Origin of the sequence: Cedecea davisae DSM 4568 (genome assembly GCF_000412335.2) — a bacterium.
In the GTDB taxonomy this organism is placed as follows: domain Bacteria; phylum Pseudomonadota; class Gammaproteobacteria; order Enterobacterales; family Enterobacteriaceae; genus Cedecea; species Cedecea davisae.
The window spans coordinates 3,688,700-3,712,600 of sequence record NZ_KE161030.1; the positions used below are offsets into that span (position 1 = coordinate 3,688,700).

24 protein-coding genes and 1 tRNA gene are annotated in these 23,901 nt (G+C 54.7%); 17 read left to right on the plus strand and 8 right to left on the minus strand.

The features are described from left to right. Positions 1-214 precede the first annotated feature (214 nt). Positions 215-670, plus strand: a complete 456-nt coding sequence (locus HMPREF0201_RS16710) for an L-alanine exporter AlaE (RefSeq protein ID WP_039898715.1) — start codon at positions 215-217, stop codon at positions 668-670. Between the two features lie 45 nt (positions 671-715). On the opposite strand, the gene HMPREF0201_RS16715 is transcribed toward HMPREF0201_RS16710, so the two are convergent. After that, positions 716-1,060, minus strand: coding sequence for a DUF2002 family protein (locus tag HMPREF0201_RS16715; protein WP_016537947.1), 345 nt, complete (start codon positions 1,058-1,060; stop codon positions 716-718). 160 nt (positions 1,061-1,220) lie between these two features. On the opposite strand from HMPREF0201_RS16715, the gene HMPREF0201_RS16720 reads away from it, so the two are divergent. After that, complete coding sequence (locus HMPREF0201_RS16720; RefSeq protein WP_016537948.1) at positions 1,221-1,550, plus strand: DUF883 family protein; 330 nt, start codon at positions 1,221-1,223, stop codon at positions 1,548-1,550. A 70-nt stretch (positions 1,551-1,620) separates the two neighbouring features. Here HMPREF0201_RS16720 and pdxR read toward each other — a convergent pair whose 3' ends face one another. Next, the gene (pdxR, locus tag HMPREF0201_RS16725) at positions 1,621-2,997 is read right to left on the minus strand and encodes a MocR-like pyridoxine biosynthesis transcription factor PdxR (RefSeq protein ID WP_016537949.1); all 1,377 of its coding nucleotides are present in this window, start codon (positions 2,995-2,997) and stop codon (positions 1,621-1,623) included. 86 nt (positions 2,998-3,083) lie between these two features. Between pdxR and HMPREF0201_RS16730 the strand changes: the two genes are divergently transcribed. The 15 genes from HMPREF0201_RS16730 (at position 3,084) to leuA (ending at position 19,333) form a co-directional block, all read left to right on the plus strand. Continuing rightward, positions 3,084-3,515, plus strand: a complete 432-nt coding sequence (locus tag HMPREF0201_RS16730) for a carboxymuconolactone decarboxylase family protein (protein ID WP_016537950.1) — start codon at positions 3,084-3,086, stop codon at positions 3,513-3,515. Positions 3,516-3,831: 316 nt separating this feature from the next. Further along, positions 3,832-4,068 (plus strand): glutaredoxin-like protein NrdH, encoded by a 237-nt coding sequence (gene nrdH, locus HMPREF0201_RS16735; RefSeq protein WP_016537951.1) that lies wholly within the window; start codon positions 3,832-3,834, stop codon positions 4,066-4,068. After that, the gene (gene nrdI / locus HMPREF0201_RS16740; RefSeq protein ID WP_016537952.1) at positions 4,065-4,475 is read left to right on the plus strand and encodes a class Ib ribonucleoside-diphosphate reductase assembly flavoprotein NrdI; all 411 of its coding nucleotides are present in this window, start codon (positions 4,065-4,067) and stop codon (positions 4,473-4,475) included. Before nrdH ends, nrdI begins: the two co-directional genes overlap by 4 nt. Further along, a complete protein-coding gene (nrdE, locus tag HMPREF0201_RS16745; protein WP_039898718.1) occupies positions 4,448-6,592 on the plus strand; it encodes a class 1b ribonucleoside-diphosphate reductase subunit alpha in 2,145 nt (714 codons plus the stop codon). The genes nrdI and nrdE overlap by 28 nt, the downstream gene beginning before the upstream one ends. Positions 6,593-6,614: 22 nt before the next feature. Then, positions 6,615-7,577 carry a class 1b ribonucleoside-diphosphate reductase subunit beta gene (nrdF, locus tag HMPREF0201_RS16750; RefSeq protein ID WP_016537954.1) on the plus strand — a complete coding sequence of 321 codons (963 nt, stop codon included), beginning with the start codon at positions 6,615-6,617 and terminating at the stop codon, positions 7,575-7,577. Positions 7,578-7,612: 35 nt separating this feature from the next. After that, positions 7,613-8,806 carry an alginate lyase family protein gene (locus HMPREF0201_RS16755; RefSeq protein WP_016537955.1) on the plus strand — a complete coding sequence of 398 codons (1,194 nt, stop codon included), beginning with the start codon at positions 7,613-7,615 and terminating at the stop codon, positions 8,804-8,806. 255 nt (positions 8,807-9,061) lie between these two features. Beyond that, positions 9,062-10,261, plus strand: coding sequence for a glycine betaine/L-proline ABC transporter ATP-binding protein ProV (proV, locus tag HMPREF0201_RS16760; protein WP_016537956.1), 1,200 nt, complete (start codon positions 9,062-9,064; stop codon positions 10,259-10,261). Beyond that, entirely contained in the window at positions 10,258-11,337 is a 1,080-nt protein-coding gene (proW, locus tag HMPREF0201_RS16765; protein ID WP_016537957.1) for a glycine betaine/L-proline ABC transporter permease ProW, read from the plus strand. The genes proV and proW overlap by 4 nt, the downstream gene beginning before the upstream one ends. 56 nt (positions 11,338-11,393) lie before the next feature. Continuing rightward, positions 11,394-12,386, plus strand: a complete 993-nt coding sequence (gene proX / locus HMPREF0201_RS16770; RefSeq protein WP_016537958.1) for a glycine betaine/L-proline ABC transporter substrate-binding protein ProX — start codon at positions 11,394-11,396, stop codon at positions 12,384-12,386. A 128-nt stretch (positions 12,387-12,514) separates the two neighbouring features. Further along, positions 12,515-13,693, plus strand: a complete 1,179-nt coding sequence (locus HMPREF0201_RS16775; RefSeq protein WP_016537959.1) for an MFS transporter — start codon at positions 12,515-12,517, stop codon at positions 13,691-13,693. 120 nt (positions 13,694-13,813) lie between these two features. Next, positions 13,814-14,053 carry a hypothetical protein gene (locus HMPREF0201_RS23120; RefSeq protein ID WP_157056727.1) on the plus strand — a complete coding sequence of 80 codons (240 nt, stop codon included), beginning with the start codon at positions 13,814-13,816 and terminating at the stop codon, positions 14,051-14,053. 85 nt (positions 14,054-14,138) lie between these two features. Next, on the plus strand, positions 14,139-14,669 hold the full coding sequence (gene mprA / locus HMPREF0201_RS16780) for a transcriptional repressor MprA (protein WP_016537961.1): 531 nt from the start codon (positions 14,139-14,141) through the stop codon (positions 14,667-14,669). 134 nt (positions 14,670-14,803) lie between these two features. Next, positions 14,804-15,976, plus strand: coding sequence for a multidrug efflux MFS transporter periplasmic adaptor subunit EmrA (gene emrA, locus HMPREF0201_RS16785; RefSeq protein WP_016537962.1), 1,173 nt, complete (start codon positions 14,804-14,806; stop codon positions 15,974-15,976). Between the two features lie 15 nt (positions 15,977-15,991). Then, complete coding sequence (emrB, locus tag HMPREF0201_RS16790) at positions 15,992-17,530, plus strand: multidrug efflux MFS transporter permease subunit EmrB (protein WP_016537963.1); 1,539 nt, start codon at positions 15,992-15,994, stop codon at positions 17,528-17,530. 141 nt (positions 17,531-17,671) lie between these two features. Beyond that, positions 17,672-19,333, plus strand: a complete 1,662-nt coding sequence (gene leuA, locus HMPREF0201_RS16795; protein ID WP_039898721.1) for a 2-isopropylmalate synthase — start codon at positions 17,672-17,674, stop codon at positions 19,331-19,333. On the opposite strand, the gene HMPREF0201_RS16800 is transcribed toward leuA, so the two are convergent. From HMPREF0201_RS16800 to HMPREF0201_RS16825, 6 genes are all read right to left on the minus strand, one after another. Beyond that, positions 19,311-20,093, minus strand: coding sequence for an AraC family transcriptional regulator (locus HMPREF0201_RS16800; protein ID WP_039898723.1), 783 nt, complete (start codon positions 20,091-20,093; stop codon positions 19,311-19,313). The genes leuA and HMPREF0201_RS16800 overlap by 23 nt on opposite strands. An 87-nt stretch (positions 20,094-20,180) precedes the next feature. Next, a complete protein-coding gene (gene luxS / locus HMPREF0201_RS16805) occupies positions 20,181-20,696 on the minus strand; it encodes an S-ribosylhomocysteine lyase (RefSeq protein ID WP_016537967.1) in 516 nt (171 codons plus the stop codon). 154 nt (positions 20,697-20,850) lie between these two features. After that, positions 20,851-22,407: a glutamate--cysteine ligase gene (gene gshA / locus HMPREF0201_RS16810; RefSeq protein ID WP_016537968.1), complete on the minus strand. Its 1,557-nt coding sequence runs from the start codon at positions 22,405-22,407 to the stop codon at positions 20,851-20,853. Positions 22,408-22,483: 76 nt separating this feature from the next. Further along, on the minus strand, positions 22,484-22,912 hold the full coding sequence (locus HMPREF0201_RS16815) for a YqaA family protein (protein WP_016537969.1): 429 nt from the start codon (positions 22,910-22,912) through the stop codon (positions 22,484-22,486). Further along, on the minus strand, positions 22,909-23,475 hold the full coding sequence (gene yqaB, locus HMPREF0201_RS16820) for a fructose-1-phosphate/6-phosphogluconate phosphatase (RefSeq protein WP_016537970.1): 567 nt from the start codon (positions 23,473-23,475) through the stop codon (positions 22,909-22,911). Before yqaB ends, HMPREF0201_RS16815 begins: the two co-directional genes overlap by 4 nt. A gap of 291 nt (positions 23,476-23,766) precedes the next feature. Next, positions 23,767-23,843, minus strand: a tRNA-Arg gene (locus HMPREF0201_RS16825). Between the last annotated feature and the right edge of the window lie 58 nt (positions 23,844-23,901).

The window sequence follows — 23,901 nt, forward strand, 5'->3', positions numbered from 1 at the left end:
AGATAAAACAAGAACCACAAAATCAGGAAATGCCAGCGCGGAACTGTGTTTCATCGCACTTTATCGACAAAATTTCGATAAATAAAAATTTTGAGCTAATTGATAGATTCAATGTAGAGATATAATCTACTCACCATAAATTAGTTACTCCATAACACCATACTTATGCATAAAAAGTAGTGTATATGGCTACTTTTAACCCGGAGTCAACATTATGTTTTCCCCTGAGTCACGCTTACGCCATGCGGCAGCAGATATTTTTGCAATGGTAGTGTATTGCTCGGTAGTGAATATGATGATTGAGATCTTTCTCTCCGGAATGAGCTTCGAGCAGTCGCTCTCTTCTCGCCTCGTGGCGGTGCCGGTCAATATTCTTATCGCCTGGCCCTACGGTTTCTACCGTGACGCCTTTATGCGCACCGCGCGCCGCGTTTCTCCGGCAAGCTGGGCTAAAAATCTCGCTGACGTACTGGCCTACGTGACTTTCCAGTCACCCATTTACGTTGCGATTCTTTGGAGTGTGGGTGCGGACTGGCATCAGATTGTGGCGGCTGTGACTTCCAACCTTCTGATCTCAATGATAATGGGTGCCGCTTACGGCTACTTCCTGGATTTCTGCCGCCGCCTGTTTCGCGTCAGCGGCGCTATCGGAATGAAAGCGGGAGCCTGAGCCCCGTTGTTAGAATAACGACTGGCGCAACTGCCAGTCGTTGACTCAATCAGTCTCGCCAAATAATCCTGCCAGATACCTTTCCAGCGCAATACGAGAACTAAACCCGTGCGGTATACCATAATGCTCGTGCGTGTCACCGGCCAGGTAGAGCGGGAACTGCTGATAGTGATCGCAGGTTTTCATCTCAGAAGCCGGGTCTGCCAGCATCTGGCTGCGCTCTCTGAGGGTTGGGTGAATAATCAGCGCGGTGCGCCCCATGCGCGCTTCGCGATTAACATAGACGTAATTCTCGCCACGGCGATAACCGTAAGTTTTTGCTGTTACCACATCCATGATAAAACCCGATCTCTCCAGAACTCGGGCCACCTCATCCGGTCGTAAATACATAGATTTTCCTCGTCATCATTTACTGCCAGGCAACGATACAATAAGCAGCATCGGCAACGCTTTCGGAATTGTCCAGAAAGCCCGTCAATAGCCATGGCTCGCCACATAACCAAAATTCATGGTCTACACTTAGCTCTACATCTTGAAAAGGGAGAGATACATGGCTAGTCGAGCAAACAAAAATGACGTTGATGTTCAGGTAGACGAGATTAATAACGATGTCACCCAGCTTGCGGATACGCTGGAAGATGTACTCAAGTCCTTCGGCAGCGACGCAAAAGATGAAGTTGATGCGGCGCGTAAAAAAGCCGAAGCGCTGCTAAAAGAGACTCGTGCACGCCTTAACGGCAGCCAGGGGCGTGTCACTCAGGCGGCACGAGACGCTGCCGGTTGCGCGGATTCATACGTTCGCGACAAACCGTGGCAAAGCGTGGGTATTGGTGCCGCTGTGGGGATTGTCATTGGCGCACTGCTGGTTTCCCGCCGCTAACCCCCTGCTATTGCAGTAGATAAATGATACTAAATGCGCGTTCAGCCCCGGAGCCTTTGCTTCGGGGTTTTTATTTTAGCGCCAACCTCAGCTGAAGCGCGTAACGCTGCGCCATTTCATAAGAGTTGATATTGGTAAAGCTCATCAGCAGTCCCCCCTGCGTTGACGGCTTAATGCGCCAGTGGCTTAAGGCCTGCACCGCCAGTCCCGCAGCTCTTGCCCGGTCTGCCAATACTTTGTCATCCCCTGCGACCTCCATCACCATTTGGATCCCTCCTTCCTGCGGAACAACCGAAAAGCCCTGCTCACGCAGCGCGTTTTCCAGCCACAGCCGCCGCTCGGCGTAGCAGTGTCGCATCTTTTTAAGGTGCCGCCAGAAGTGCCCTTCACGGAGAAAGTCGGCAATTGTCTGCTGGATTAACACCGGCGCGGTACAGGGCTGCCTGCGCGCCCGGGCCTGAAAATCATCGACCGCATGGCGCGGAACCACCAGCCACGCCACGCGCAGTGCCGGAAACATAGACTTGCTGAACGTTCCGGCGTAAATCACTCGCTGCGGGCTATCCAGGCTTTTCAGCGGCGGCAGCGGCTTACCGTGATAGCGAAATTCGCTGTCGTAGTCGTCTTCGATTATCCAGCTTTGCTGGCGGCTGGCCCAGTCCAGCAGGGCGTGCCGGCGGGGCAGAGAAAGCGCCATACCCAGCGGACTTTGGTGCGCCGGAGTCAATAAGGCAAAGCGGGCATCAGGATAATGGGTAATGCCAAAATCAATCTGCATACCCTCGTCATCAACCGGCACGGCCTGGAGCTGCATACCGGCACGCGCAAAGTCCGGGCGCACAAAACGATAGCCAGGATCTTCCAGCCAGATACCGTCGCCCGGGCGGGCCAGGGTGGAGAGCACCAGCGCAATTGCCGCCTGAAAACCTGAAGTGATAAAAATCTGCTCGGGCTGGCAATCGATGCTGCGGGAAAAGCGCAGGTAATCGGCTATGGCCTGCTTAAGACCGGCCTCGCCGCCCGGCTCCGGCAGCATCAGATCGAAGCGCGTTTGCTGGCGCAGACGCCGCCCCATAAGCCTTGCCCAAATTGCACGCGGAAAAGCGTCCAGCGCCGGAAGCCCCATCTGAAATGGAAGCGGAGCGCCCTGCGGCCTTGGGGCGGAGAAACTGTCGCTCCCTGAGCCGCTTTTCACCGAGGGGCTGACGAAGGTTCCCGCCTGCCCTCGCCGTTCCAGCCAGCCCTGGGCCACCAGTTCGCCATAGGCGCTTTCAACCGTTGCTCTCGCCACGCCGAGCTCCAGCGCCATGGTGCGGCTGGAAGGAAGCCGGCTGCCCGCCGTTAACTCACCGCTGTTTATCGCCCGCTTTAACTGACGGGCAATTTGCTGGTAACGAGGCTGTGTGTGGTGAGGAGAAACGGTAAACGGCGTGGGCTTTGCTTTCATGGTCTGGTTTTTAAGTTAATTTTTGGCTCTCTTTAATAGTCCATCATAGTGCTAAATTTCCCTCACACCAACATGAGGAAAAAAACATGACCGAATTACGCCAGCCTTACTATGAACTCTCTCCGAACGTGTTCAACCCGATGAAACAGGCATTGCAGGGGCTGGAAAACGGCCCGCTGAGCAACGAGCTGATTGAACTGGTTTTTCTGCGTGTCTCGCAAATTAACGGCTGCGCCTACTGCCTGGAAATGCACTCAAAGGCGCTGCGTAAGTCAGGCGTCGAGCAGGTGAAGCTGGACTCTCTGGCGGGCTGGAAAGTGAGCCATCGATTCTCGGACAAAGAGCGTGCGGCGCTCGCCTGGGCGGAAGCCATCACCCTGATTGCCGACAGCAATGCCGAAGATGAAGTCTACCAACCGCTACTACAGTTTTTCAGCGCCGAAGAGATTGTCGACCTGACGCTGGCGGCCAGCATGATGAATGCTTTTAACCGCGTTGCGGTTGGTATGCGCCAGTAAAATCTTTGCCCCTCACCCTGACCCTCTCCCCAAAGGGGCGAGGGAATGAAAAACGCCCGGAGCCATGCCCCTCTCTCCTGAAAAGTGAAGAGATGAAAAAAACGCTTTTGTAGAACTTTCCCCCTCTCCCTCCCCGGGTGAGGGTTTCCTCCATCATTTTACTGCACTTTTCAATTTCGTAAAATCAATCTAAAAACCCTATATGTTGCGTTGTTGCAAAAAATAAAATCAACATCTAGTATTCATTGCAACGAAACACCACTACCCCAACGCGACGAAACGCGCCGCTTTGTTATTCTAAAGGGAAATACGAATCATGCGCATTACTATTTACACCAAAACAGACTGTGTTCAGTGTCATGCCACCAAACGGGCGATGGAGAGCCGCGGTTTTACTTTCGATTTGATTAGCCTGGACCAAAACCCGGAGGCGGCGGACGACCTTCGGGCCCAGGGATACCGTCAGTTGCCGGTAGTGGTCACCGAGCAGGAAAGCTGGAGCGGCTTCCGCCCGGATATGATCAACCGCCTTAGCGTCGCCGCCAGCGCATGAGCAGCCTCGTCTACTTCTCCAGCGAGTCGGAAAATACCCTGCGCTTTATTGAGCGTCTCGGGCTACCCGCGCTGCGCATCCCGCTGGAGGTAAAAGCGCGGCTGGAAGTGACGGAGCCTTATATTTTAATTGTGCCCAGCTACGGTGGAGGTGGAATTGCCGGAGCCGTGCCGCCGCAGGTGATCCGCTTTTTAAACAATCCGCAAAATCGGGCGCTCATCCGCGGCGTGATTGCGAGCGGTAACCGCAGCTTTGGCGAAGGGTTTTGCCGCGCCGGGGACGTCATTTCACAAAAGTGCCAGGTGCCTTATCTCTATCGTTTTGAGCTACTGGGCACCCCGCAAGACATCGAAAACGTGCGTAAGGGAGTAAGCGAATTTTGGCAACGACAGAAGCAGTCCGCGTAGCGGCGCCGAGCGTGGACTATCACGCGCTCAACGCCATGCTCAACCTCTATGATAAAGAGGGCAATATCCAGTTTGATAAGGACAGGCAGGCCGTGGATTGCTTCTTTGAGCAGCACGTTGTGCCGAATACCGTAGTCTTCCCGAGCCAGCAGGCGAAGCTTGATTACCTGGTGGCCGAACACTATTACGATGAAAGCGTGCTCACACGCTACTCCAGCCGTTTTGTGCTGGCGCTTTTTGACCGCGCCCACGGCAGCGGCTTTCAGTTCCAGACCTTCCTCGGCGCGTGGAAGTATTACACCAGCTACACCCTGAAAACGTGGGACGGAAAACAGTATCTGGAGCACTTCCCCGACCGCGTTTGCATGGTGGCCCTGACTTTGGCGCAGGGCGACGAGCAACTTGCAGCGCGCCTGATGGATGAGATGCTGAGCGGACGCTTCCAGCCCGCCACGCCGACTTTCCTGAACTGCGGTAAAAAACAGCGCGGCGAATTAGTCTCCTGCTTCCTGCTGCGTATTGAAGACAATATGGAATCGATTGGCCGGGCGGTTAACTCGGCGCTCCAGCTTTCCAAGCGCGGCGGCGGCGTGGCATTTTTGCTCTCCAACCTGCGTGAGGCAGGTGCGCCAATCAAACGTATTGAAAACCAGTCTTCCGGCGTTATCCCGGTAATGAAAATGCTCGAAGATGCGTTTTCCTACGCGAACCAGCTTGGCGCTCGCCAGGGAGCTGGCGCGGTGTACCTCAACGCACACCACCCGGATATCCTGCGCTTCCTCGACACCAAACGCGAAAACGCCGACGAGAAGATCCGCATTAAAACGTTGTCGCTCGGCGTAACCATCCCTGATATCACTTTCCATCTGGCCAAAACCAACCAGCAGATGGCGCTGTTCTCGCCCTACGACGTGGAGCGTATTTACGGTAAGCCGTTCGGAGATATCAGCGTTAACGACCTTTACCAGCAGATGGTGGACGACGAACGAATCCGTAAAAGCTGGATTAATGCCCGCGACTTCTTCCAGACTCTGGCTGAGATCCAGTTTGAGTCCGGTTATCCGTACATCATGTTTGAAGATACGGTTAACCGCGCCAATCCGATTGCCGGGCGCATAAATATGAGCAACCTGTGCTCGGAGATTTTGCAGGTTAACAGCGCCTCCACCTTTGACGAAAACCTCGACTACGCGCAGATTGGCAAAGATATCTCCTGCAATCTCGGTTCGCTAAATATCGCCCACACCATGGACTCTCCTGACTTCGCTGGCACGGTGGAAACGGCAATTCGCGGGCTGACGGCAGTTTCTGATATGAGCCATATTCGCTCGGTGCCGTCGGTCGAGGCAGGGAACGCGGCCTCCCACGCCATCGGCCTTGGGCAGATGAATCTCCATGGCTACCTGGCACGAGAGGGCATTACCTACGGCTCCCCCGAAGGGCTGGATTTCACCAACATCTATTTTTACACCATTACCTGGCACGCATTGCATGCGTCCAATGCCCTGGCGCGCGAACGCCATCAAAGCTTTGCCGGATTTGAACACTCGCGCTATGCCAGCGGCGAATACTTCCGCCAGTATCTGGAGCAAAGCTGGGAGCCAAAAACCGAGAAAGTGCGCACCCTCTTTGAAAAAGCAGGCATAACTATCCCGGCCCGCGAGCAGTGGCAGCGGCTGTGCGATGACGTGCGCGAATATGGTTTATATAACCAGAACCTACAGGCAATCCCGCCAACGGGATCTATTTCGTACATCAACCACGCTACCTCGAGCATTCACCCGATTGTTTCAAGAATTGAGATCCGTAAAGAGGGCAAAACGGGGCGCGTTTACTATCCCGCCCCGTTTATGACCAACGACAATCTTGAGTTTTACCAGGACGCCTACGACATCGGCCCGGAAAAAATTATCGACACCTACGCCGAAGCCACACGGCACGTTGACCAGGGGCTTTCGCTGACGCTGTTCTTCCGCGATACCGCCACAACCCGCGATATTAATAAAGCGCAGATTTACGCCTGGAAGAAAGGCATTAAGACGCTTTACTACATCCGTCTGCGGCAGATGGCGCTGGAAGGTACAGAGGTTCAGGGCTGCGTGTCCTGTGCGTTATAGAGCGAAAGAACAAGGAGAAGTCATGACGCAACTTACGCGCGTAAGCGCCATCAACTGGAACAAGATCGAGGATGAGAAAGACCTCGAAGTCTGGAATCGCCTGACCAGCAACTTCTGGCTGCCGGAAAAAGTACCGCTGTCTAATGATATTCCGGCCTGGCAATCGCTCAGCGAGCCGGAGCAGCAGTTGGTTATTCGCGTATTTACCGGGCTGACGCTGCTGGACACCATTCAAAATACCGTTGGCGCACCGGCGCTGATGGCCGACTCGCTAACGCCGCACGAAGAGGCGGTGATGTCGAACATCAGCTTTATGGAGGCGGTACACGCCCGCTCCTATAGCTCGATATTTTCCACACTCTGCCAGACTAAAGACGTGGACGCCGCTTACGAATGGAGCGAGCAAAACCCGGCATTGCAGCGCAAGGCGCAAATTATTCTCGACCATTATCAGAACGATGATCCGCTGAAGAAAAAAATCGCCAGCGTGTTTCTCGAATCATTCCTGTTCTATTCCGGCTTCTGGCTGCCGATGTACTACTCCAGCCGCGGCAAGCTCACCAATACCGCCGACCTTATTCGGCTGATTATTCGTGACGAAGCGGTGCACGGCTATTACATCGGCTACAAGTACCAAAAGGCGCTGGCACAGCAGAGCGTGGAGAGGCAAAACGAGCTGCAAAACTTCGCTCTGGACCTGCTGATGGATCTTTACGACAACGAGCTGAGCTACAGCGAAACGCTCTACCGCGAGCTGGGCTGGGAAGATGAAGTCAAAGCCTTCCTCAGCTACAACGCTAACAAGGCGTTAATGAACCTCGGCTACCAGGCGCTGTTCCCGGCGGAAATGGCGGAGGTAAATCCAGCTATTCTTGCCGCTCTGTCGCCGAACGCCGATGAAAATCACGACTTTTTCTCCGGCTCCGGCTCCTCTTATGTGATGGGCAAAGCGGTGGAAACCGAAGACGACGATTGGGATTTCTAGTAGGCTGGCCGCTGAGTAATTCTGCGAGGTGGCCTATGAAGTTATTTCGTTTTTCTCTGTTAGCGCTGCTCTGCGGCAGCGCCCCCTTAGCCTTTAGCGCGCCGTTGCAGCTGGATATGGCCCAGCTGGCGCGCAGTAAGCATGAAATTAGCCAGCAAAATCCCGACGTTATGCCCGCCTGGCGCTCGCTCCAGCATAAAGCTGACCAGGCGCTTACCCATCCGCTTTACAGCATTACCCAAAAAAGCGCCTCCGCTCCGGCGGGTAATCCTCATGACTATTACAGCTTCTCCGACTACTGGTGGCCCAACCCCAAAACCGCCGACGGCCTGCCGTGGGTACGCAAAGACGGCCAGATGAATCCTGCCGCCGTAGGCAAGCAAAGTGATAAAAGCCACCTTAATGGCATGATTGATGACGTCTGGAATCTGGCGCTGGCCTGGCAGCTCTCGGGCAAAACGACCTATGCAGAAAAAGCCCGCCAGCAGCTGGTGAACTGGTTTATTACGCCGGAAACCCGCATGACGCCTAACCTGATTTATGCCCAAAGTATTCCAGGACATAAAGGCGTGCGCGGCACCGGCATTCTCGATGGCCGGGTTTTGGTGCGGCTAATCGACGCCATCGAGCTGCTGCATGACGGCGGCCAGTTAGACGATAAAACCTGGCAAGGCCTGCGGAACTGGTACCGCGATTACTACCGCTGGTTGACCACCAGCGAGAACGGTAAGAAAGAAGACGCCGCCGACAATAACCACGGCACCTGGTACGACGTGCAGGTGGCCGCCATTGCGTTATGGCTCGGCGATAAAGAAGCGGCGAAGCAGCGGCTAATGTTTAGCGCCGGGCAGCGTGTTCCGCAGCAGTTTGACGCCAAAGGCGTGCCGCAAACCGAAATTGGCCGTACCCGCTCCTGGCATTACAGCAACTTTATTCTCGATGCTTACAACCAGTTGGGGAGGCTGGGAGAGAAGGCTGGCGTCAATGTCTGGCAGGCAAAAAGTGGCGAACATAGCCTGCAAAATGGCTACCTGTATGTTGCTCAATTTGTTGATAGCCAGACACCATGGCCTTACCCAAATATCGAGCCTTTTAAGCCTGATGATGCTCTTGAAAATATGGTTTCGGCAGCCCATGCCTGGCCAGAAAATAATACGCTACAAAACAAGGCCAAATGGCTTTTAAATCGCAATAAAACGGCAATAATCAACTTAATTTTTGAACGGTAATATTTATGTCATTTCTGCCTGAATCATCGAAAATTCAGGCAGAATATTATCGCATTGACAAAAATTATCTCACCAGACTCATTCCCCCTCAGCCCTTCTATCATGGGGAATTTCGCCCCCACTCGCCACGCGGATATTTTCATATCACAAAATCGAGGGTTGCCTCAGATTCTTAGTATGTTAGGGTATATACAGGTCAATATTTCCACCAGGAATCATCTATAAATAAATCAAATACGGGAATCTGTTTATTGCATGGCAATTAAATTAGAAGTGAAGAATTTATATAAGGTATTTGGCGAGCATCCACAACGCGCATTCAAATACATCGAGAAAGGAATCTCCAAGAGCGAATTACTGGAAAAAACGGGTCTGTCGCTTGGCGTTAAAGACGCCAGTCTGGCCATTGAAGAAGGCGAGATTTTTGTCATCATGGGGTTATCCGGTTCCGGTAAATCCACCATGGTTCGCCTTCTCAATCGCCTGATTGAACCCACCCGCGGGCAGGTACTGATAGACGGCATAGATATCGCCAAAATATCAGAATCCGAGCTGCGTGAGGTGCGCAAAAATAAGATCTCAATGGTCTTCCAGTCATTTGCCCTGATGCCCCATATGACGGTATTAAATAATACCGCCTTTGGCATGGAATTAGCCGGAATGCCGCTAAAAGAACGCCAGGAAAAAGCGCTGGATGCTCTGCGTCAGGTAGGGCTTGAGAATTATGCCAACGCTTATCCCGATGAACTTTCCGGCGGCATGCGTCAGCGCGTAGGCCTGGCCCGAGCGCTGGCAATTAATCCTGATATTTTACTGATGGATGAAGCCTTCTCGGCACTCGATCCGTTAATTCGTACGGAAATGCAGGATGAATTAATTAAGCTGCAGGCTAGACATCAGCGCACCATCGTATTTATTTCTCATGACCTCGATGAAGCAATGCGAATTGGCGACAGGATTGCCATTATGCAGGGCGGCGAAGTGGTGCAGGTCGGCACGCCGGACGAAATTCTGAATAATCCGGCCAATGATTATGTGCGCACCTTCTTCCGCGGCGTAGATATCAGCCAGGTGTTTAGCGCCAAAGATATTGCCCGCCGTAGCCCGGCTGGTCTGCTGCGTAAAACCACCGGTTTTGGGCCACGTTCAGCGCTTAAACTATTGCAGGATGATGACCGTGAATATGGCTATGTCATTGAACGGGGGCAGAAATTCCTCGGCATCGTCTCCACAGACTCCCTGAAAGCCGCACTTGCAGCGGGTGAAGGTCTGGAGAGCGCGTTTTTAGCCTCCCCGGAGGCGGTTTCCGCTGAAACCTCACTGAGCGATTTGCTCTCCCACGTTGGCCAGGCTCCGTGCGCGGTGCCGGTGGTGGGCGAAGAGCAGCAATACGTGGGCATCATCTCGAAAGGGGTGCTGCTTCAGGCATTAGATCGTGAGGGGGCAAACCAATGAGTGACGCAACAAATCCGTGGGATTCAGGCAGCGCGGCGACGGACGCCGCGGCTAATCAGGCAGCAAGTTCAACTGACGCATGGGGCGCACCGGCAACGGACGCGGCAACCAGCGGCGGCGCTGACTGGCTAAATTCGGCTCCGGCAGCAGCGCCAGAGCACTTTAATATTCTCGATCCGTTCCACAAAACTCTGATCCCGCTCGACAGTTGGGTAACGCAGGGGATCGACTGGGTGGTTATCCACTTCCGCCCGGTGTTCCAGGGCATCCGCGTGCCGGTGGATTATATTCTTAGCGGTTTCCAGCAGCTACTGCTGGGGATGCCCGCTCCGGTGGCGATTATCGTCTTTGCGCTAATTGCCTGGCAGATGTCGAGCCTCGGCATGGGCGTAGCTACGCTAATTTCCCTGATTGCCATCGGCGCGATTGGCGCCTGGTCTCAGGCGATGGTGACGCTGGCGCTGGTATTAACCGCCTTGCTGTTCTGTATGATAATCGGCCTGCCGCTTGGCATCTGGCTTGCACGAAGCGAACGGGCGGCGAAAATTATTCGCCCGCTGCTGGATGCGATGCAGACTACACCGGCGTTCGTTTACCTCGTGCCTATCGTGATGCTGTTTGGCATCGGCAACGTGCCGGGCGTGGTCGTGACGATTATCTTCGCCCTGCCGCCGATTGTGCGCCTGACTATTCTCGGCATTAAGCAGGTGCCGGAAGACTTGATTGAGGCTGCCCGCTCCTTCGGAGCCAGCCCGCACCAGATGCTGTTTAAAGTGCAGCTCCCGCTGGCAATGCCGACCATTATGGCCGGGGTCAACCAGACCCTGATGCTGGCGCTGTCGATGGTGGTTATCGCTTCGATGATTGCCGTGGGCGGCCTTGGCCAGATGGTGCTGCGAGGTATCGGCCGTCTTGATATGGGCCTGGCAACGGTCGGTGGCGTGGGCATTGTTATCCTCGCGATTATTCTCGACCGCCTGACCCAGTCCATCGGGCGTGATTCACGCTCCCGCGGCAACCGCCGCTGGTACACCACCGGCCCTCTGGGCCTGCTGACCCGTCCCTTCATTAAATAAGCCTGGCGGCGGCCCCGTGCCGCCCCTCGCCCCATCACCACTAAAAAGGAATAACGATGCGACACAACGCTATTTTAGCCACGGCTCTTGCGACACTCGTTACCACCAGCGCCTTCGCGGCAGACCTGCCGGGTAAAGGCATCGCCGTTCAGCCGGTGCAAAGCACCATTTCCGAAGAAACCTTCCAGACGCTGCTGGTCAGCCGCGCGCTGGAGAAAATGGGTTATACCGTCAATAAACCAAGCGAGGTGGACTATAACGTCGGCTACACCTCTATTGCTTCCGGCGATGCCACTTTCACCGCCGTAAACTGGCAGCCGCTGCATGACGATATGTATGCCGCCGCTGGTGGCGATAAGAAATTTTATCGCGAAGGCACTTTTGTCACCGGCGCAGCGCAGGGCTATCTCATAGACAAAAAAACCGCCGATGCCTACCACATCACCAATATCGAGCAGCTAAAAGATCCAAAAATCGCCAAACTGTTCGACAGCAACGGCGACGGCAAAGCCGACATGATGGGCTGCACGCCGGGCTGGGGCTGCGAGGCGGTTATCAACCACCAGAACGAAGCCTATAAGCTTGCCAATACCGTTACCGTTAACCACGGGAACTACTCGGCAATGATGGCCGATACCATCGCGCGCTTTAAAGAGGGCAAACCGGTGCTGTATTACACCTGGACGCCGTACTGGGTGAGCGACGTGCTGAAGCCGGGTAAAGACGTAGTCTGGTTACAGGTGCCGTTCTCTTCCCTGCCGGGCGAGCAGAAAGACATCGACACCAAGCTGCCTAACGGCGCTAACTACGGCTTCCCGGTAAACACCATGCATATTGTGGCGAACAAAGCCTGGGCCGAAAAGAACCCACAGGCGGCCAAACTGTTTGCCGTGATGAAGCTGCCGCTGGCGGACATTAACGCCCAGAATGCAATGATGCATAGCGGTAAGTCTTCAGAAGCGGATATCAACGGCCACGTTGACGGCTGGATTAAGGCGCACCAGGCGCAGTTTGACGGCTGGGTGAAAGAAGCATTAGCCACGAAATAAACCACCGTTCTCCTCCCTCTCCCCAGGAGGGGGAGGGTTTTACCGCACAAACCGACACCCGCCTTCCCTTCTGCTGACATAATTTTTCGCTATTATTTCAACCTCTCTTTGGCAAGTTGAAGATAATAATGAAAAACACCACTCACACTCTCAGCCCAACGCTGATTGTCCTGATGTCCGTTGCTACCGGGCTGGCCGTTGCCAGTAACTACTACGCGCAGCCGCTGCTCGACACTATTGCAAACGCATTTTCGCTTTCCGTTAACCAGGCTGGCTTCATCGTCACCACCGCTCAACTTGGTTACGCGGCGGGCCTGCTGCTGCTGGTACCGCTTGGGGATATGTTCGAGCGCCGCGGGCTAATCGTATTTATGACGCTTCTCGCCGCAGGCGGCATGTTGATTACCGCCACCAGCCAGTCTCTGTCGATGATGATTCTGGGTACCGCGCTGACCGGCCTGTTCTCGGTCGTTGCTCAAATCCTTGTCCCGTTCGCCGCCACGCTCGCCGCTCCGGAAAAACGCGGCAAGGTTGTAGGCACTATTATGAGCGGGTTGCTGCTGGGTATTCTGCTGGCACGAACCGTGGCTGGTCTGCTGGCAAGCCTCGGCGGCTGGCGTACCGTGTACTGGGTGGCCAGCGTGCTGATGGCGCTAATGGCAATTGCGCTGTGGCGCGGGCTGCCGCAGGTAAAACAGGAGAGCCACCTTAATTATCCTCAGTTGCTGACCTCTATATTCAGCCTGTTTATCAAAAACAGCCTGTTACGCACCCGCGCCCTGCTCGGCTGCCTGACGTTTGCTAACTTCAGTATTCTCTGGACTTCAATGGCGTTTCTGCTCGCCTCACCGCCGTTTAACTTTTCAGAGGGCGTTATCGGTCTGTTCGGCCTGGCCGGTGCGGCAGGTGCTTTGGGCGCTCGCCCTGCTGGCGGGCTGGTCGATAAGGGCAAGGGGCATCACACCACCACCATCGGTCTGCTGCTCCTGCTGCTCTCCTGGGCAGCCATTGCCCTCGGCCAGTTCTCGGCCATCGCGTTGATTGTCGGGATCCTGGTGCTGGATTTAACCGTTCAGGGCGTACACATCACCAACCAAAGCCTGATCTACCGCATGATGCCCGAAGCGCGTAACCGGCTGACCGCCGGCTATATGACCAGCTACTTCATCGGCGGTGCGGCGGGTTCGTTAATTTCCGCCAGCGCTTACCAACATGCTGGCTGGAACGGCGTCTGCGTCGCCGGTGCGGTCGTGGCACTACTAAATCTGGTAGTGTGGTGGCGCGGATACCAGCGTCAGGCGGATTAAGCCAGTACCTCTGCGGCCCGTAAGGGAAATTAGGGGTGTAATGGCAGGGGCAGTCTGTTAAGGTTGTCCCTGTTTATTAATTCGAGTGACATTAACGCTGGTTATTTATTAATATTTGATATGGATAGACCCGCAACTGTTTCGGCCCACAACTGCCACAGCATGGCAAACCCGACAGGGCTGACGAACAGCTTCCCCATCGCAATACCTCCTATCCTCATCGCGATAGCCTCCGGCTTCCGTACCGTTGAACGCCGTTATACCACTCGAAACCCATTTTCTCTCCCCACGCTGCTTAGCGCTCTGGGCTACGGCTTAGCGTGGATTACGCCGATGGTGGCATCAACCAAACGTATATAAACGTATACAAACGTATAAATAATGCATTTACTTTATTTGTCACCATCGTTACTATATCGGCTGCAACTAATGAGGTTATGCCAAAATGGATAGTTCGTTCACGCCCATAGAACAAATGCTGAAGTTCCGCGCCAAACGTTACCAGGAGTTCCCGTATCAGGAAGTTCTGTTAACCCGTCTTTGTATGCACATGCAGGGTAAACTGCTGGAAAACCGCAATAAGATGCTGAAGGCGCAGGGGATCAACGAAACCTTATTCATGGCGCTCATCACCCTGGAGTCCCAGGAAAACCACAGCATCCAGCCTTCCGAGCTGAGCTGTGCGCTGGGTTCCTCCCGCACGAATGCTACCCGTATTGCCGATGAGCTGGAAAAACGCGGCTGGATAGAACGCCGTGAAAGCGACAATGACCGTCGCTGCCTGCACCTGCATTTGACCGAGAAAGGTCACGAATTCCTGCGTCAGGTACTGCCGCCGCAGCATAACTGCCTGCACCAACTCTGGTCTGCACTCAGCGGTGATGAAAAAACGCAGCTCGAAGCCATCACCCGCAAGCTGCTGACTCGCCTCGACCAGATGGAAGAAGACAAAGTGATACTTGAAGCGCTGAGCTAAACGCTGCCGTCTACACTTCTGACAACAATCCGATTTCAAAACTACTTTCAGGCCAGCAATCATTTGCTGGCCTGTCAGGTCTAACAGGTCGGCTAAGCTGACCGGAAATAATAAAAAAACAGGTGGAGATTAGCATGAGCGCAAATGCGGAGACTCAAGCCCCGCAGCAACCGGCTAACAAGAAAGGCAAGCGTAAAAGCGCCCTGCTCTTGTTGACCTTGCTCTTTGTCATTATTGCCGTGGCATATGGGATCTATTGGTTTTTAGTCCTGCGCCATTTTGAAGAGACGGACGATGCGTACGTGGCGGGGAACCAGGTGCAGATAATGGCCCAGGTCTCCGGTAGCGTCACCAAAGTCTGGGCAGACAATACCGATTTCGTAAAACAGGGTGATGTGCTGGTTAACCTCGATCGCGCCGATGCCGATCAGGCGTTCCAGAAAGCGCAAACTCAGCTGGCTTCCAGCGTGCGCCAGACTCGCCAGCTGATGATTAACAGCAAACAGTACCAGGCGAACATCGAACTGCAAAAAACCGCGCTTGCTCAGGCTCAAAGTGATTTGAACCGCCGCATTCCGCTGGGTAGCGCCAACCTGATTGGTCGTGAAGAACTGCAACACGCTCGTGATGCGGTTGCCAGCGCACAGGCTCAACTCGACGTTGCCGTACAGCAATACAACGCCAACCAGGCGATGATTCTGGGCACCAAACTTGAAGATCAGCCGGCCGTTCAACAGGCTGCCACCGAAGTTCGCAACAGCTGGATGGCGCTGCAACGTACGCAAATCGTCAGTCCGATGAGCGGCTACGTTTCCCGCCGTGCGGTGCAGGTTGGCGCGCAAATCAGCCCGTCCACCCCGCTGATGGCCATCGTTCCGGCCAACGGTATGTGGGTTGATGCTAACTTTAAAGAAACCCAACTGGCGCATATGCGCATCGGCCAACCGGCGACCATTATCAGCGATATCTACGGCGACAAGGTGAAATACACCGGCAAAGTCGTCGGCCTGGATATGGGCACCGGCAGCGCCTTCTCCCTGCTGCCCGCGCAAAACGCCACCGGTAACTGGATCAAAGTCGTTCAGCGTCTGCCGGTTCGTATCGAGCTGGACGCCAAACAGGTTGAAGAGCATCCGCTGCGCATCGGTCTGTCCACGCTGGTTAACGTTGATACCAGCAACCGCGACGGCAGTATTCTGTCTACCCAGACACGCAATTCCCCGGTCTATGAGAGTAACGCTCGCGAGCTGAATCTGACGCCGGCTAACCAGCTTATTGACCAGATTATTCAGGCCAATGCGGGTTAATAAAGCGGAGGTTGTATGGCACAACAAAAACCGCTAGAAGGGGCCCAGCTGGTCATTATGACCATCGCGCTGTCGATGGCGACCTTTATGCAGGTGCTGGACTCCACTATCGCCAACGTGGCCATCCCGACCATTGCCGGTAACCTTGGCTCATCGCTGAGCCAGGGCACCTGGGTAATCACCTCGTTCGGGGTGGCTAACGCTATTTCGATCCCGATTACCGGCTGGCTGGCAAAACGTCTCGGCGAAGTGAGGCTGTTCCTCTGGTCAACGGTGCTGTTTGTTATCGCCTCCTGGGCGTGCGGCATGTCAAACAGCCTTGAGATGTTGATCTTCTTCCGCGTGCTTCAGGGGATTGTTGCCGGGCCGCTTATCCCGCTGTCGCAAAGCCTGTTGCTGAGTAACTACCCGCCCGCTAAGCGCAGTATTGCGCTTGCGCTGTGGTCGATGACGGTGATCGTGGCGCCCATTTGCGGCCCGATCCTCGGCGGCTATATCAGCGATAACTACCACTGGGGCTGGATCTTCTTTATCAACGTGCCTATCGGTGGCGCGGTGGTGCTGATGACCCTGCAAACCCTGCGTGGGCGCGAAACCCGAACCGAGAAACGCCGCATCGATGCCGTCGGGCTGGCGCTGCTGGTGATAGGGATAGGCAGCCTTCAGGTCATGCTCGACCGTGGTAAAGAGCTGGACTGGTTTAACTCGACGGAAATCATCGTGCTGACGGTTATAGCGGTGGTCACCATCAGCTTCCTTATCGTCTGGGAGCTAACGGACGACAACCCGATAGTCGACCTCTCGCTATTTAAGTCGCGAAACTTCACCATCGGCTGCCTGTGTATTAGCCTCGCCTATATGCTCTACTTCGGCGCAATTGTATTGCTGCCGCAGCTATTGCAGGAGGTCTATGGCTATACCGCAACCTGGGCGGGCCTGGCTTCCGCTCCGGTGGGTCTGATCCCGGTACTGCTGTCACCGATTATCGGGCGCTTTGCCCATAAGCTGGACATGCGCCGGCTGGTGACATTCAGCTTCATTATGTATGCGGTCTGCTTCTACTGGCGTGCGTATACCTTTGAACCCGGGATGGATTTTGGTGCGTCGGCCTGGCCGCAGTTTGTGCAGGGCTTTGCGGTGGCGTGCTTCTTTATGCCGCTAACCACCATTATCCTCTCCGGCCTGCCGCCGGAAAGGCTGGCGGCGGCATCGAGCCTGTCGAACTTTACCCGAACCTTAGCGGGTTCCATCGGCACCTCGATTACCACCACGCTGTGGACCAACCGCGAGTCGCTGCACCACGCCCAGTTAACGGAGTCCGTTACGCCGTTTAACCCCAATGCGGTGGAGACTTACAACCAGCTACAGGGATTGGGGATGACGCAGCAGCAGGCCTCCGGCTATATTGCCCAGCAGATAACCAACCAGGGGCTGATAATCTCGGCCAATGAGATTTTCTGGTTCTCCGCAGGGGTATTTATCCTGATGCTGGTGCTGGTGTGGTTTGCTAAACCTCCGTTCGGCGCCGGTAGCGGCGGCGGTGGAGCGCACTAATATCACGCTAAAAAGGAGCCATTTGGCTCCTTTTTCTTTTCATCAACCTGGCGGATCCGCGCCACAGGTTGTCAGTTTTGCGCCAGTATCAAACGCCGTTGTTCGCCAGGATAAAAGCTCGACACAAACTGGAGAACCAACATGCTGCCCAACCCCTCGCAAAAATATCACGCCCATCCGCCGATGAGCTTACCCGACCGCCAGTGGCCGAATAAAACCCTGACCCGGGCACCACGCTGGCTCTCTACCGACCTGCGCGACGGCAATCAGGCGCTGGCGGAGCCGATGGACGCCCCGCGTAAATTACGATTCTGGGAACAGCTTCTCAAATGTGGGTTTAAAGAGATTGAGGTTGCGTTCCCGTCCGCATCGGAGACTGATTTCCAGTTTGTTCGCCAGCTGATTGAAGAGCAGCGCATCCCGCAAGACGTGACTATCCAGGTTCTGACCCAGGCTCGCAGCGATTTAATCGAACGTACCTTTGCCTCGCTTGAAGGCGCACATCGCGCAACGGTGCATCTTTATAACGCCACCGCACCGCTGTTCCGCAGGCTGGTATTCCGCCAGAGCAAAGAAGAGATCGTCCAGTTGGCGGTAAGCGCAACGCGCCAGATCCGCGCCTTGTGTGAGGCCAGCCCGCAAACGAGCTGGAATTATGAGTATTCCCCGGAAACATTCTGCTTTACCGAGCCGGAGTTTGCCCTGCAAATTTGTGAGGCGGTGGCTGATGTATGGGAACCTTCGGCTCAGCGTCCAATGATAATCAACCTGCCCGCCACAGTTGAGGTGAATACGCCCAATGTTTACGCCGATCAGATTGAATATTTCTGCCGCAATTTCTCCCGCCGCGGCGAAGTGTGTATCAGCGTACATCCGCATAACGATCGCGGCAGCGGCGTTGCCAGCGCGGAACTGGCAATTCTTGCCGGAGCCGATCGGGTAGAAGGCTGCCTGTTTGGCAACGGGGAGCGCACCGGTAACGTCTGCCTGGTAACGCTGGCGATGAACCTTTACAGCCAGGGCGTATCACCCGGGCTGGATTTTAGCGATATGAAACAGGTCGTGGAGCTGGTCGAGCAATGCAACCAGCTGCCGGTCCACCCTCGTCATCCCTACGCCGGTAAACTCGCTTTTACCGCATTTTCTGGCTCGCACCAGGATGCTATTAAGAAAGGGTTTACCGCTCGCCAGCAGGCGGACTCGCCGCTGTGGGAAATGCCTTATCTTCCGGTTGACCCCAACGATATTGGCTGTAGCTATGAGGCGGTGATCCGCGTTAACAGCCAGTCAGGGAAAAGCGGCGCGGCGTGGATGCTGGAGCAAAATCATGGTCTGGTTTTACCGCGCGGGCTTCAGCAGGATTTCAGCCGCCATGTTCAGGCCCGCACCGACAGGGATGGCAATGAAATGACGCTGAGCGCGCTCTGGCAGCTGTTCCGGGAGCTTTATGGCCCGCATCAAACCGCTCCCCGGCAGTTGCTGGACTACCGCAGTGAAAGCCAGGCCGACGGTACGCTTCACCTGTCGGCACATATCCAGACCGCCGAAGGCATTATCTCGCTTCAGGGCAAAGGCAATGGCCTGCTCTCCGCCGCCGCCGATGCGCTGAAATCTCGCTTTAATATGACCTTCGCCATTGAGGATTACCACGAGCACACGCTCGGCAGGCACAGCGAAAGCCGCTCGGCAGCTTATATTCGCTGTACCTTCAGGCAGGGCAAAAGCAGTTGGGGAACCGGTATTGATAATGATGTTTCTCGAGCGTCGCTGCAGGCGCTGCTTAACGCTCTTCCGGTGGATTAACCGAAGAGAAATAATCGCTCGGTGAAACGCCGAGCGTACGGCGAAACATGGCGCTGAATGCGCTGTGGCTCTCGTAGCCCAATTCCAGCGCCACCCGAAGCACGGACTGCCCCTGCGCAAGGCGGCTCAGCGCTTCCATCAACCTTGCCCTGCGCAGCCATTCGCTAAACGCCAGCCCGGTCTGCTGGCGGAAATGACGCAGTAACGTGCGTTCACTAACGTTAAGACGCCGGGCGGCCATTGCGGTTGTCCATAATATGCCAGGCTCCGCCTGAACCTCGCGACACAGCGCCAGCAGCGCGGGTGACTGCGGCTCCGGCAGGTTAAAGGGCAGCGCGGCTATCACTCTTATTTCATCAAGAATAAGCTCATAGATCCGCTCTTCCCTGCTGCCCGCAGCATAGCTTTCCGGCAGCTGAAGCGAGGCAATAATCAGCTCACGTAGCAAAGTAGAAACTTGAACAACCTGGCAGACAGAAGGGAAATCTGCCCGGGCAAAGGGGTCGATAAATAACGTGCGGGCCGCCACGTTGCCGGTTATTTGCAACCGGTGTTGAGTCCCTGCGGGAAGCCAGACGCCTCGCCCAGGAGGGACAACCCAAAAACCATGCCGGGTTTCTACCCGCACTACGCCGCTCAAGGTATGCAGCAGTTGCGCGCAGCCGTGACTGTGCCATGGCTCCGTCTCACCATGAAGGTAATCATGGGCAAAAGGAACCAGAGGCCGCGTGGCGAAATTAAATTCCAGGCTGGTGGACATAGTTTACTTCGTGTGCAAAAAGATGAAGATAGCATACGCCAGGCGTAAAAAAAGGAGCCATATGGCTCCTTTTTACGGTGCACAAAACTAGATGTGCAGCTCTTGCAGCTTCTCTTTAGGCAGCGCCAGCTCATCATTGCTGTTGACGCTAACGCCGTGCTCGATGATATGACGAGCGATATCCTGAGCTTCCTGCAGGGAGTGCATCTGGTAAGTCCCGCACTGGTAAACGTTCAGTTCCGGGATCTGGTTCTGCTCTTTCACCTTGAGCACATCCTGCATTGCCGCTTTCCACGCATCCGCAACGCGCTGCTCTTCAGGCACGCCAATCAGACTCATGTAGAAGCCGGTACGGCAGCCCATCGGGGAGATATCGATAATCTCTACGCCGTTGCCGTTCAGGTGGTCACGCATGAAACCGGCAAACAGGTGCTCCAGAGTATGGATCCCTTTTTCCGGCATCACTTCCTTGTTTGGGACACAAAAGCGCAGGTCAAACACCGTAATAGTGTCACCATGTGGAGTGTGCATAGTTTTGGCTACACGTACTGCAGGCGCACCCATACGAGTATGGTCGACTGTGAAGCTATCCAACAACGGCATCTGGTCACCTCCGATAAGTGATTTTTTTTAAAATAATTGAAACTTTTTCCACGCACGCAAGTCTGAGTATATGAAAGACGCGCATTTGTTATCATCATCCCTGTTATTCAGAGATGAATATTTGGCCACAAGTATGTGGCCATTTTCTTTTCTGTCAGGCGTTTTTCTCAAGCCAGCTATCGAAAGGCTCTGTATCACCCGCTTCGATATCCCGCTGGCGCTGCCATGAAGCATCATGCTCCTTCTGCAACGCATCCGCCGTTAAAATTTCCAGTGGTTCCTGAACCAGCTGCTGACGATACTGCTCCGCCAGCGCCAGACCCGTACCGCCAATCCCGTTATCAATCATAGATCGCAGAATACGAGCTGAATACGTTAACTCCGGATCGTCGAAGCTGGCAACCAGTTGGTCGCATACCTGCTGATATTCGTGGTTCCCGGCAATACCGTCCAGCGTTTCCGCCACGCGACGCAGGTCGGCGAACAGGTCTTTACCCACTTTAGAAAGCGGATGCTGCGCGGTTTCACAGCCGATGCCGAGCGTCAGGCCCGGTTTGCGGCCTTCCAGGATAACGCGATTCCAGTTGGTGCGGGTACACAGCAGCTCGTCGCTGCTCATTTCCGGCGCATCCGCCAGCACACACCAAATCATAAACAGGTCGAGGAAACGAACCTGCTGCTCGTCAACGCCGATTGGCGAGAACGGGTTAATATCCAGAGAACGCACTTCAATATATTCGATGCCGCCGCGCAGCAGCGCATCGGATGGTGATTCACCATCGCGAGTGACGCGTTTCGGACGAATCGGGGCATAAAGTTCGTTTTCAATTTGCAGCACGTTGGTATTCAGCTGCAAATGCTTACCGTCTTTCATCAAACCAATCTTAGCGTACTCTTCGGACGGGGTTTTGATAGCCCGCTTCAGCGCTTCCACATAAGTATCGAGATTGTTGAAAGTGATGCCCAGGTTACTTTGCGACTTATTGGTATAACCGAGGTCGCTCAGGCGCAGTGAAGTAGCATAAGGCAGGTAGTACATACCGCATTCGGTTTTTTCAAACGGCAGCGAGCTTTCTTTCCCCTGCAGGAAAGAAGAGCAAATAGCCGGAGAGGCGCCGAAAAGATACGGGATAACCCAGCCAAAGCGGTAGTAGTTGCGGATCAGTCGGAAATAACCGGCGGAGATCGCTTCTTTACCGCTTTCGATATCTTTTACGCCGCACTTCGCCTGCCAGAATGCCAGCGGCAGTGAGAAGTTGTAATGCACGCCGGAGATAGTCTGCATCAGCGCGCCATAGCGGTTTTTTAAACCTTCGCGGTACAGCGTTTTAAAACGCCCTACGTTAGAAGAGCCGTACTGCGCCAGCTCGATGTTTTGGCCGTCGTCGATATAGCACGGCATGCTGAGCGGCCACATGCGCTCCTCGCCCAGCTCACGCGCCGTATGGCGATGAATATCACGCAGGAAAGTAAGCATATGGTCGATATCGCCATCAACCGGGGTAATAAATTCCAGGAGGGCTTCTGCGAAATCCGTGGTAATCCATTTATGAGCAAGCGCTGAACCAAGGCTTTCCGGATGCCCGGTGGTTGCCAGGTCTCCCTGAGGTGTCACGCGCAGCGTTTCACGCTCAAGACCACGGCAAATGCCTTTTACTGCTTCAGGATGCTTTTCCAGCCAGGCCAAAGCCTGTGATACGTCCGGGATCAAATTGACCTCCCGCCTGTCGAATTTATTTTAATAAGCATAATTGTTTTCGCCGGTGATGAAGACTCATCCCACGCAATTAGTGCCACCACGCCATGCCTTGTACCGTTGCAGCCGCGACAACGATATAGCGTAGCGCTTTGCCAAGGCATAAAAAAAAGATAACCGGCCCCCAGCTCAGGCGTAACCACCCTGCCAGCAGGCACAAGAGATCGCCGATTAGCGGCATCCAGCTAAGCAACAGCGTCGCCGGGCCAAATCGGGTCAACCAGTCGGTCGCTTTGCCCTGCCAGCGCGATTGTATACGCTGCGGGAAAAAGCGCCCCAGAATAACGTTAGTCATACCGCCAAGGCTATTACCGATTGTTGCTATTATCACAAGAACCGATGCCGGGCCGCTACCGGCAACCAGCAGAGCCACCAAAACTGCCTCGGAACTGCCGGGCAGCAAAGTAGCGCTCAGGAAGCTGCTGGTGAACAGCGAGAGGAGCGATAAAGCGTCGCTCACAGTAAGCGTACATCCACCGCATCCATGCCGGCGCTGCGAGCGGCCTGAAGGCCAAAATCAGCGTCTTCGAACACCACGCATTTCTCTGGCGCTACACCCATCAGTTCAGCACAGCGTAAGAAGGTATCCGGAGCGGGTTTGTGATGCTGCACATGGTCGGCTGCAACCACCGCGGCAAAATACTTGCGCAGGCCAAGATGATTGAGCAGGGCTTCAGCGATATCGCTTTCGCTGCCGGTGCCTACGGACATAGGACGGCGGCCATGCCACTCTTTTACCACTTCAATCAGCGGCAGTGGCTGAACGGTGTCGAGCAGTATTGCTCGTACCGCTACGGTTTTTTCGGCAGCGAGGCGATGGGGATCGAGGCTGGCATTGTGGCTTTCGATAATTGCCGCGGCTATTTTCCAGCTAGGTGCGCCGTTGAGTGCCACCATAGCCTGCTCGTCAAAGCTCATACCGTAGCGCCCGAGCGTTTCTTTCCAGGCTTTGCGGTGCGTTGGCTCCGTGTCGAGAATCGTGCCGTCCATATCGAAGATTAAACCGTCGTAGCGATCGTACATCTCACCCTCACCTCACATAATGTCGAGGCGTTACTTTAGCGTAAACGGCTGAAATTGTCGCTTCTTGTGGTCTGAGGAGCTATGCGAAGAGTTAGGGTGTGTATTTGTGTTATGGGTAAAAGGAGTGTTAAAGCTTGAAGGAGTTTGGGGAGAAGATGGTGCATCCGGGAGGATTATTCGCCGAAGGCTCGCCCTGAAGGGCCGCTGCTGAAGCAACGTTATCCTCCCTGGTGCTGGCTGAGAAATTAACTTTCTCTGTCACACCGTCATCGCTGATGACGCGGAGGAATATGGTGCATCCGGGAGGATTCGAACCTCCGACCGCTCGGTTCGTAGCCGAGTACTCTATCCAGCTGAGCTACGGATGCATCGGGGATATTGCTTTACTGCTGACTCAGCGTCACTCATCATGCCGCAACACTGATT

What these genes read in the sequence shown, in the direction of transcription:
- proX (WP_016537958.1), top strand. Translation starts at nt 11,394, where the DNA reads ATGCGACACAACGCTATTTTAGCCACGGCTCTTGCGACACTCGTTACC.
- mprA (WP_016537961.1), top strand. Translation starts at nt 14,139, where the DNA reads ATGGATAGTTCGTTCACGCCCATAGAACAAATGCTGAAGTTCCGCGCC.
- proV (WP_016537956.1), top strand. Translation starts at nt 9,062, where the DNA reads ATGGCAATTAAATTAGAAGTGAAGAATTTATATAAGGTATTTGGCGAG.
- pdxR (WP_016537949.1), bottom strand. Translation starts at nt 2,997, where the DNA reads ATGAAAGCAAAGCCCACGCCGTTTACCGTTTCTCCTCACCACACACAG.
- nrdI (WP_016537952.1), top strand. Translation starts at nt 4,065, where the DNA reads ATGAGCAGCCTCGTCTACTTCTCCAGCGAGTCGGAAAATACCCTGCGC.
- HMPREF0201_RS16730 (WP_016537950.1), top strand. Translation starts at nt 3,084, where the DNA reads ATGACCGAATTACGCCAGCCTTACTATGAACTCTCTCCGAACGTGTTC.
- nrdF (WP_016537954.1), top strand. Translation starts at nt 6,615, where the DNA reads ATGACGCAACTTACGCGCGTAAGCGCCATCAACTGGAACAAGATCGAG.
- leuA (WP_039898721.1), top strand. Translation starts at nt 17,672, where the DNA reads ATGCTGCCCAACCCCTCGCAAAAATATCACGCCCATCCGCCGATGAGC.
- emrB (WP_016537963.1), top strand. Translation starts at nt 15,992, where the DNA reads ATGGCACAACAAAAACCGCTAGAAGGGGCCCAGCTGGTCATTATGACC.
- nrdH (WP_016537951.1), top strand. Translation starts at nt 3,832, where the DNA reads ATGCGCATTACTATTTACACCAAAACAGACTGTGTTCAGTGTCATGCC.
- yqaB (WP_016537970.1), bottom strand. Translation starts at nt 23,475, where the DNA reads ATGTACGATCGCTACGACGGTTTAATCTTCGATATGGACGGCACGATT.
- HMPREF0201_RS16710 (WP_039898715.1), top strand. Translation starts at nt 215, where the DNA reads ATGTTTTCCCCTGAGTCACGCTTACGCCATGCGGCAGCAGATATTTTT.
- HMPREF0201_RS23120 (WP_157056727.1), top strand. Translation starts at nt 13,814, where the DNA reads ATGGATAGACCCGCAACTGTTTCGGCCCACAACTGCCACAGCATGGCA.
- HMPREF0201_RS16775 (WP_016537959.1), top strand. Translation starts at nt 12,515, where the DNA reads ATGAAAAACACCACTCACACTCTCAGCCCAACGCTGATTGTCCTGATG.
- HMPREF0201_RS16800 (WP_039898723.1), bottom strand. Translation starts at nt 20,093, where the DNA reads ATGTCCACCAGCCTGGAATTTAATTTCGCCACGCGGCCTCTGGTTCCT.
- proW (WP_016537957.1), top strand. Translation starts at nt 10,258, where the DNA reads ATGAGTGACGCAACAAATCCGTGGGATTCAGGCAGCGCGGCGACGGAC.
- HMPREF0201_RS16755 (WP_016537955.1), top strand. Translation starts at nt 7,613, where the DNA reads ATGAAGTTATTTCGTTTTTCTCTGTTAGCGCTGCTCTGCGGCAGCGCC.
- HMPREF0201_RS16715 (WP_016537947.1), bottom strand. Translation starts at nt 1,060, where the DNA reads ATGTATTTACGACCGGATGAGGTGGCCCGAGTTCTGGAGAGATCGGGT.
- HMPREF0201_RS16720 (WP_016537948.1), top strand. Translation starts at nt 1,221, where the DNA reads ATGGCTAGTCGAGCAAACAAAAATGACGTTGATGTTCAGGTAGACGAG.
- luxS (WP_016537967.1), bottom strand. Translation starts at nt 20,696, where the DNA reads ATGCCGTTGTTGGATAGCTTCACAGTCGACCATACTCGTATGGGTGCG.
- emrA (WP_016537962.1), top strand. Translation starts at nt 14,804, where the DNA reads ATGAGCGCAAATGCGGAGACTCAAGCCCCGCAGCAACCGGCTAACAAG.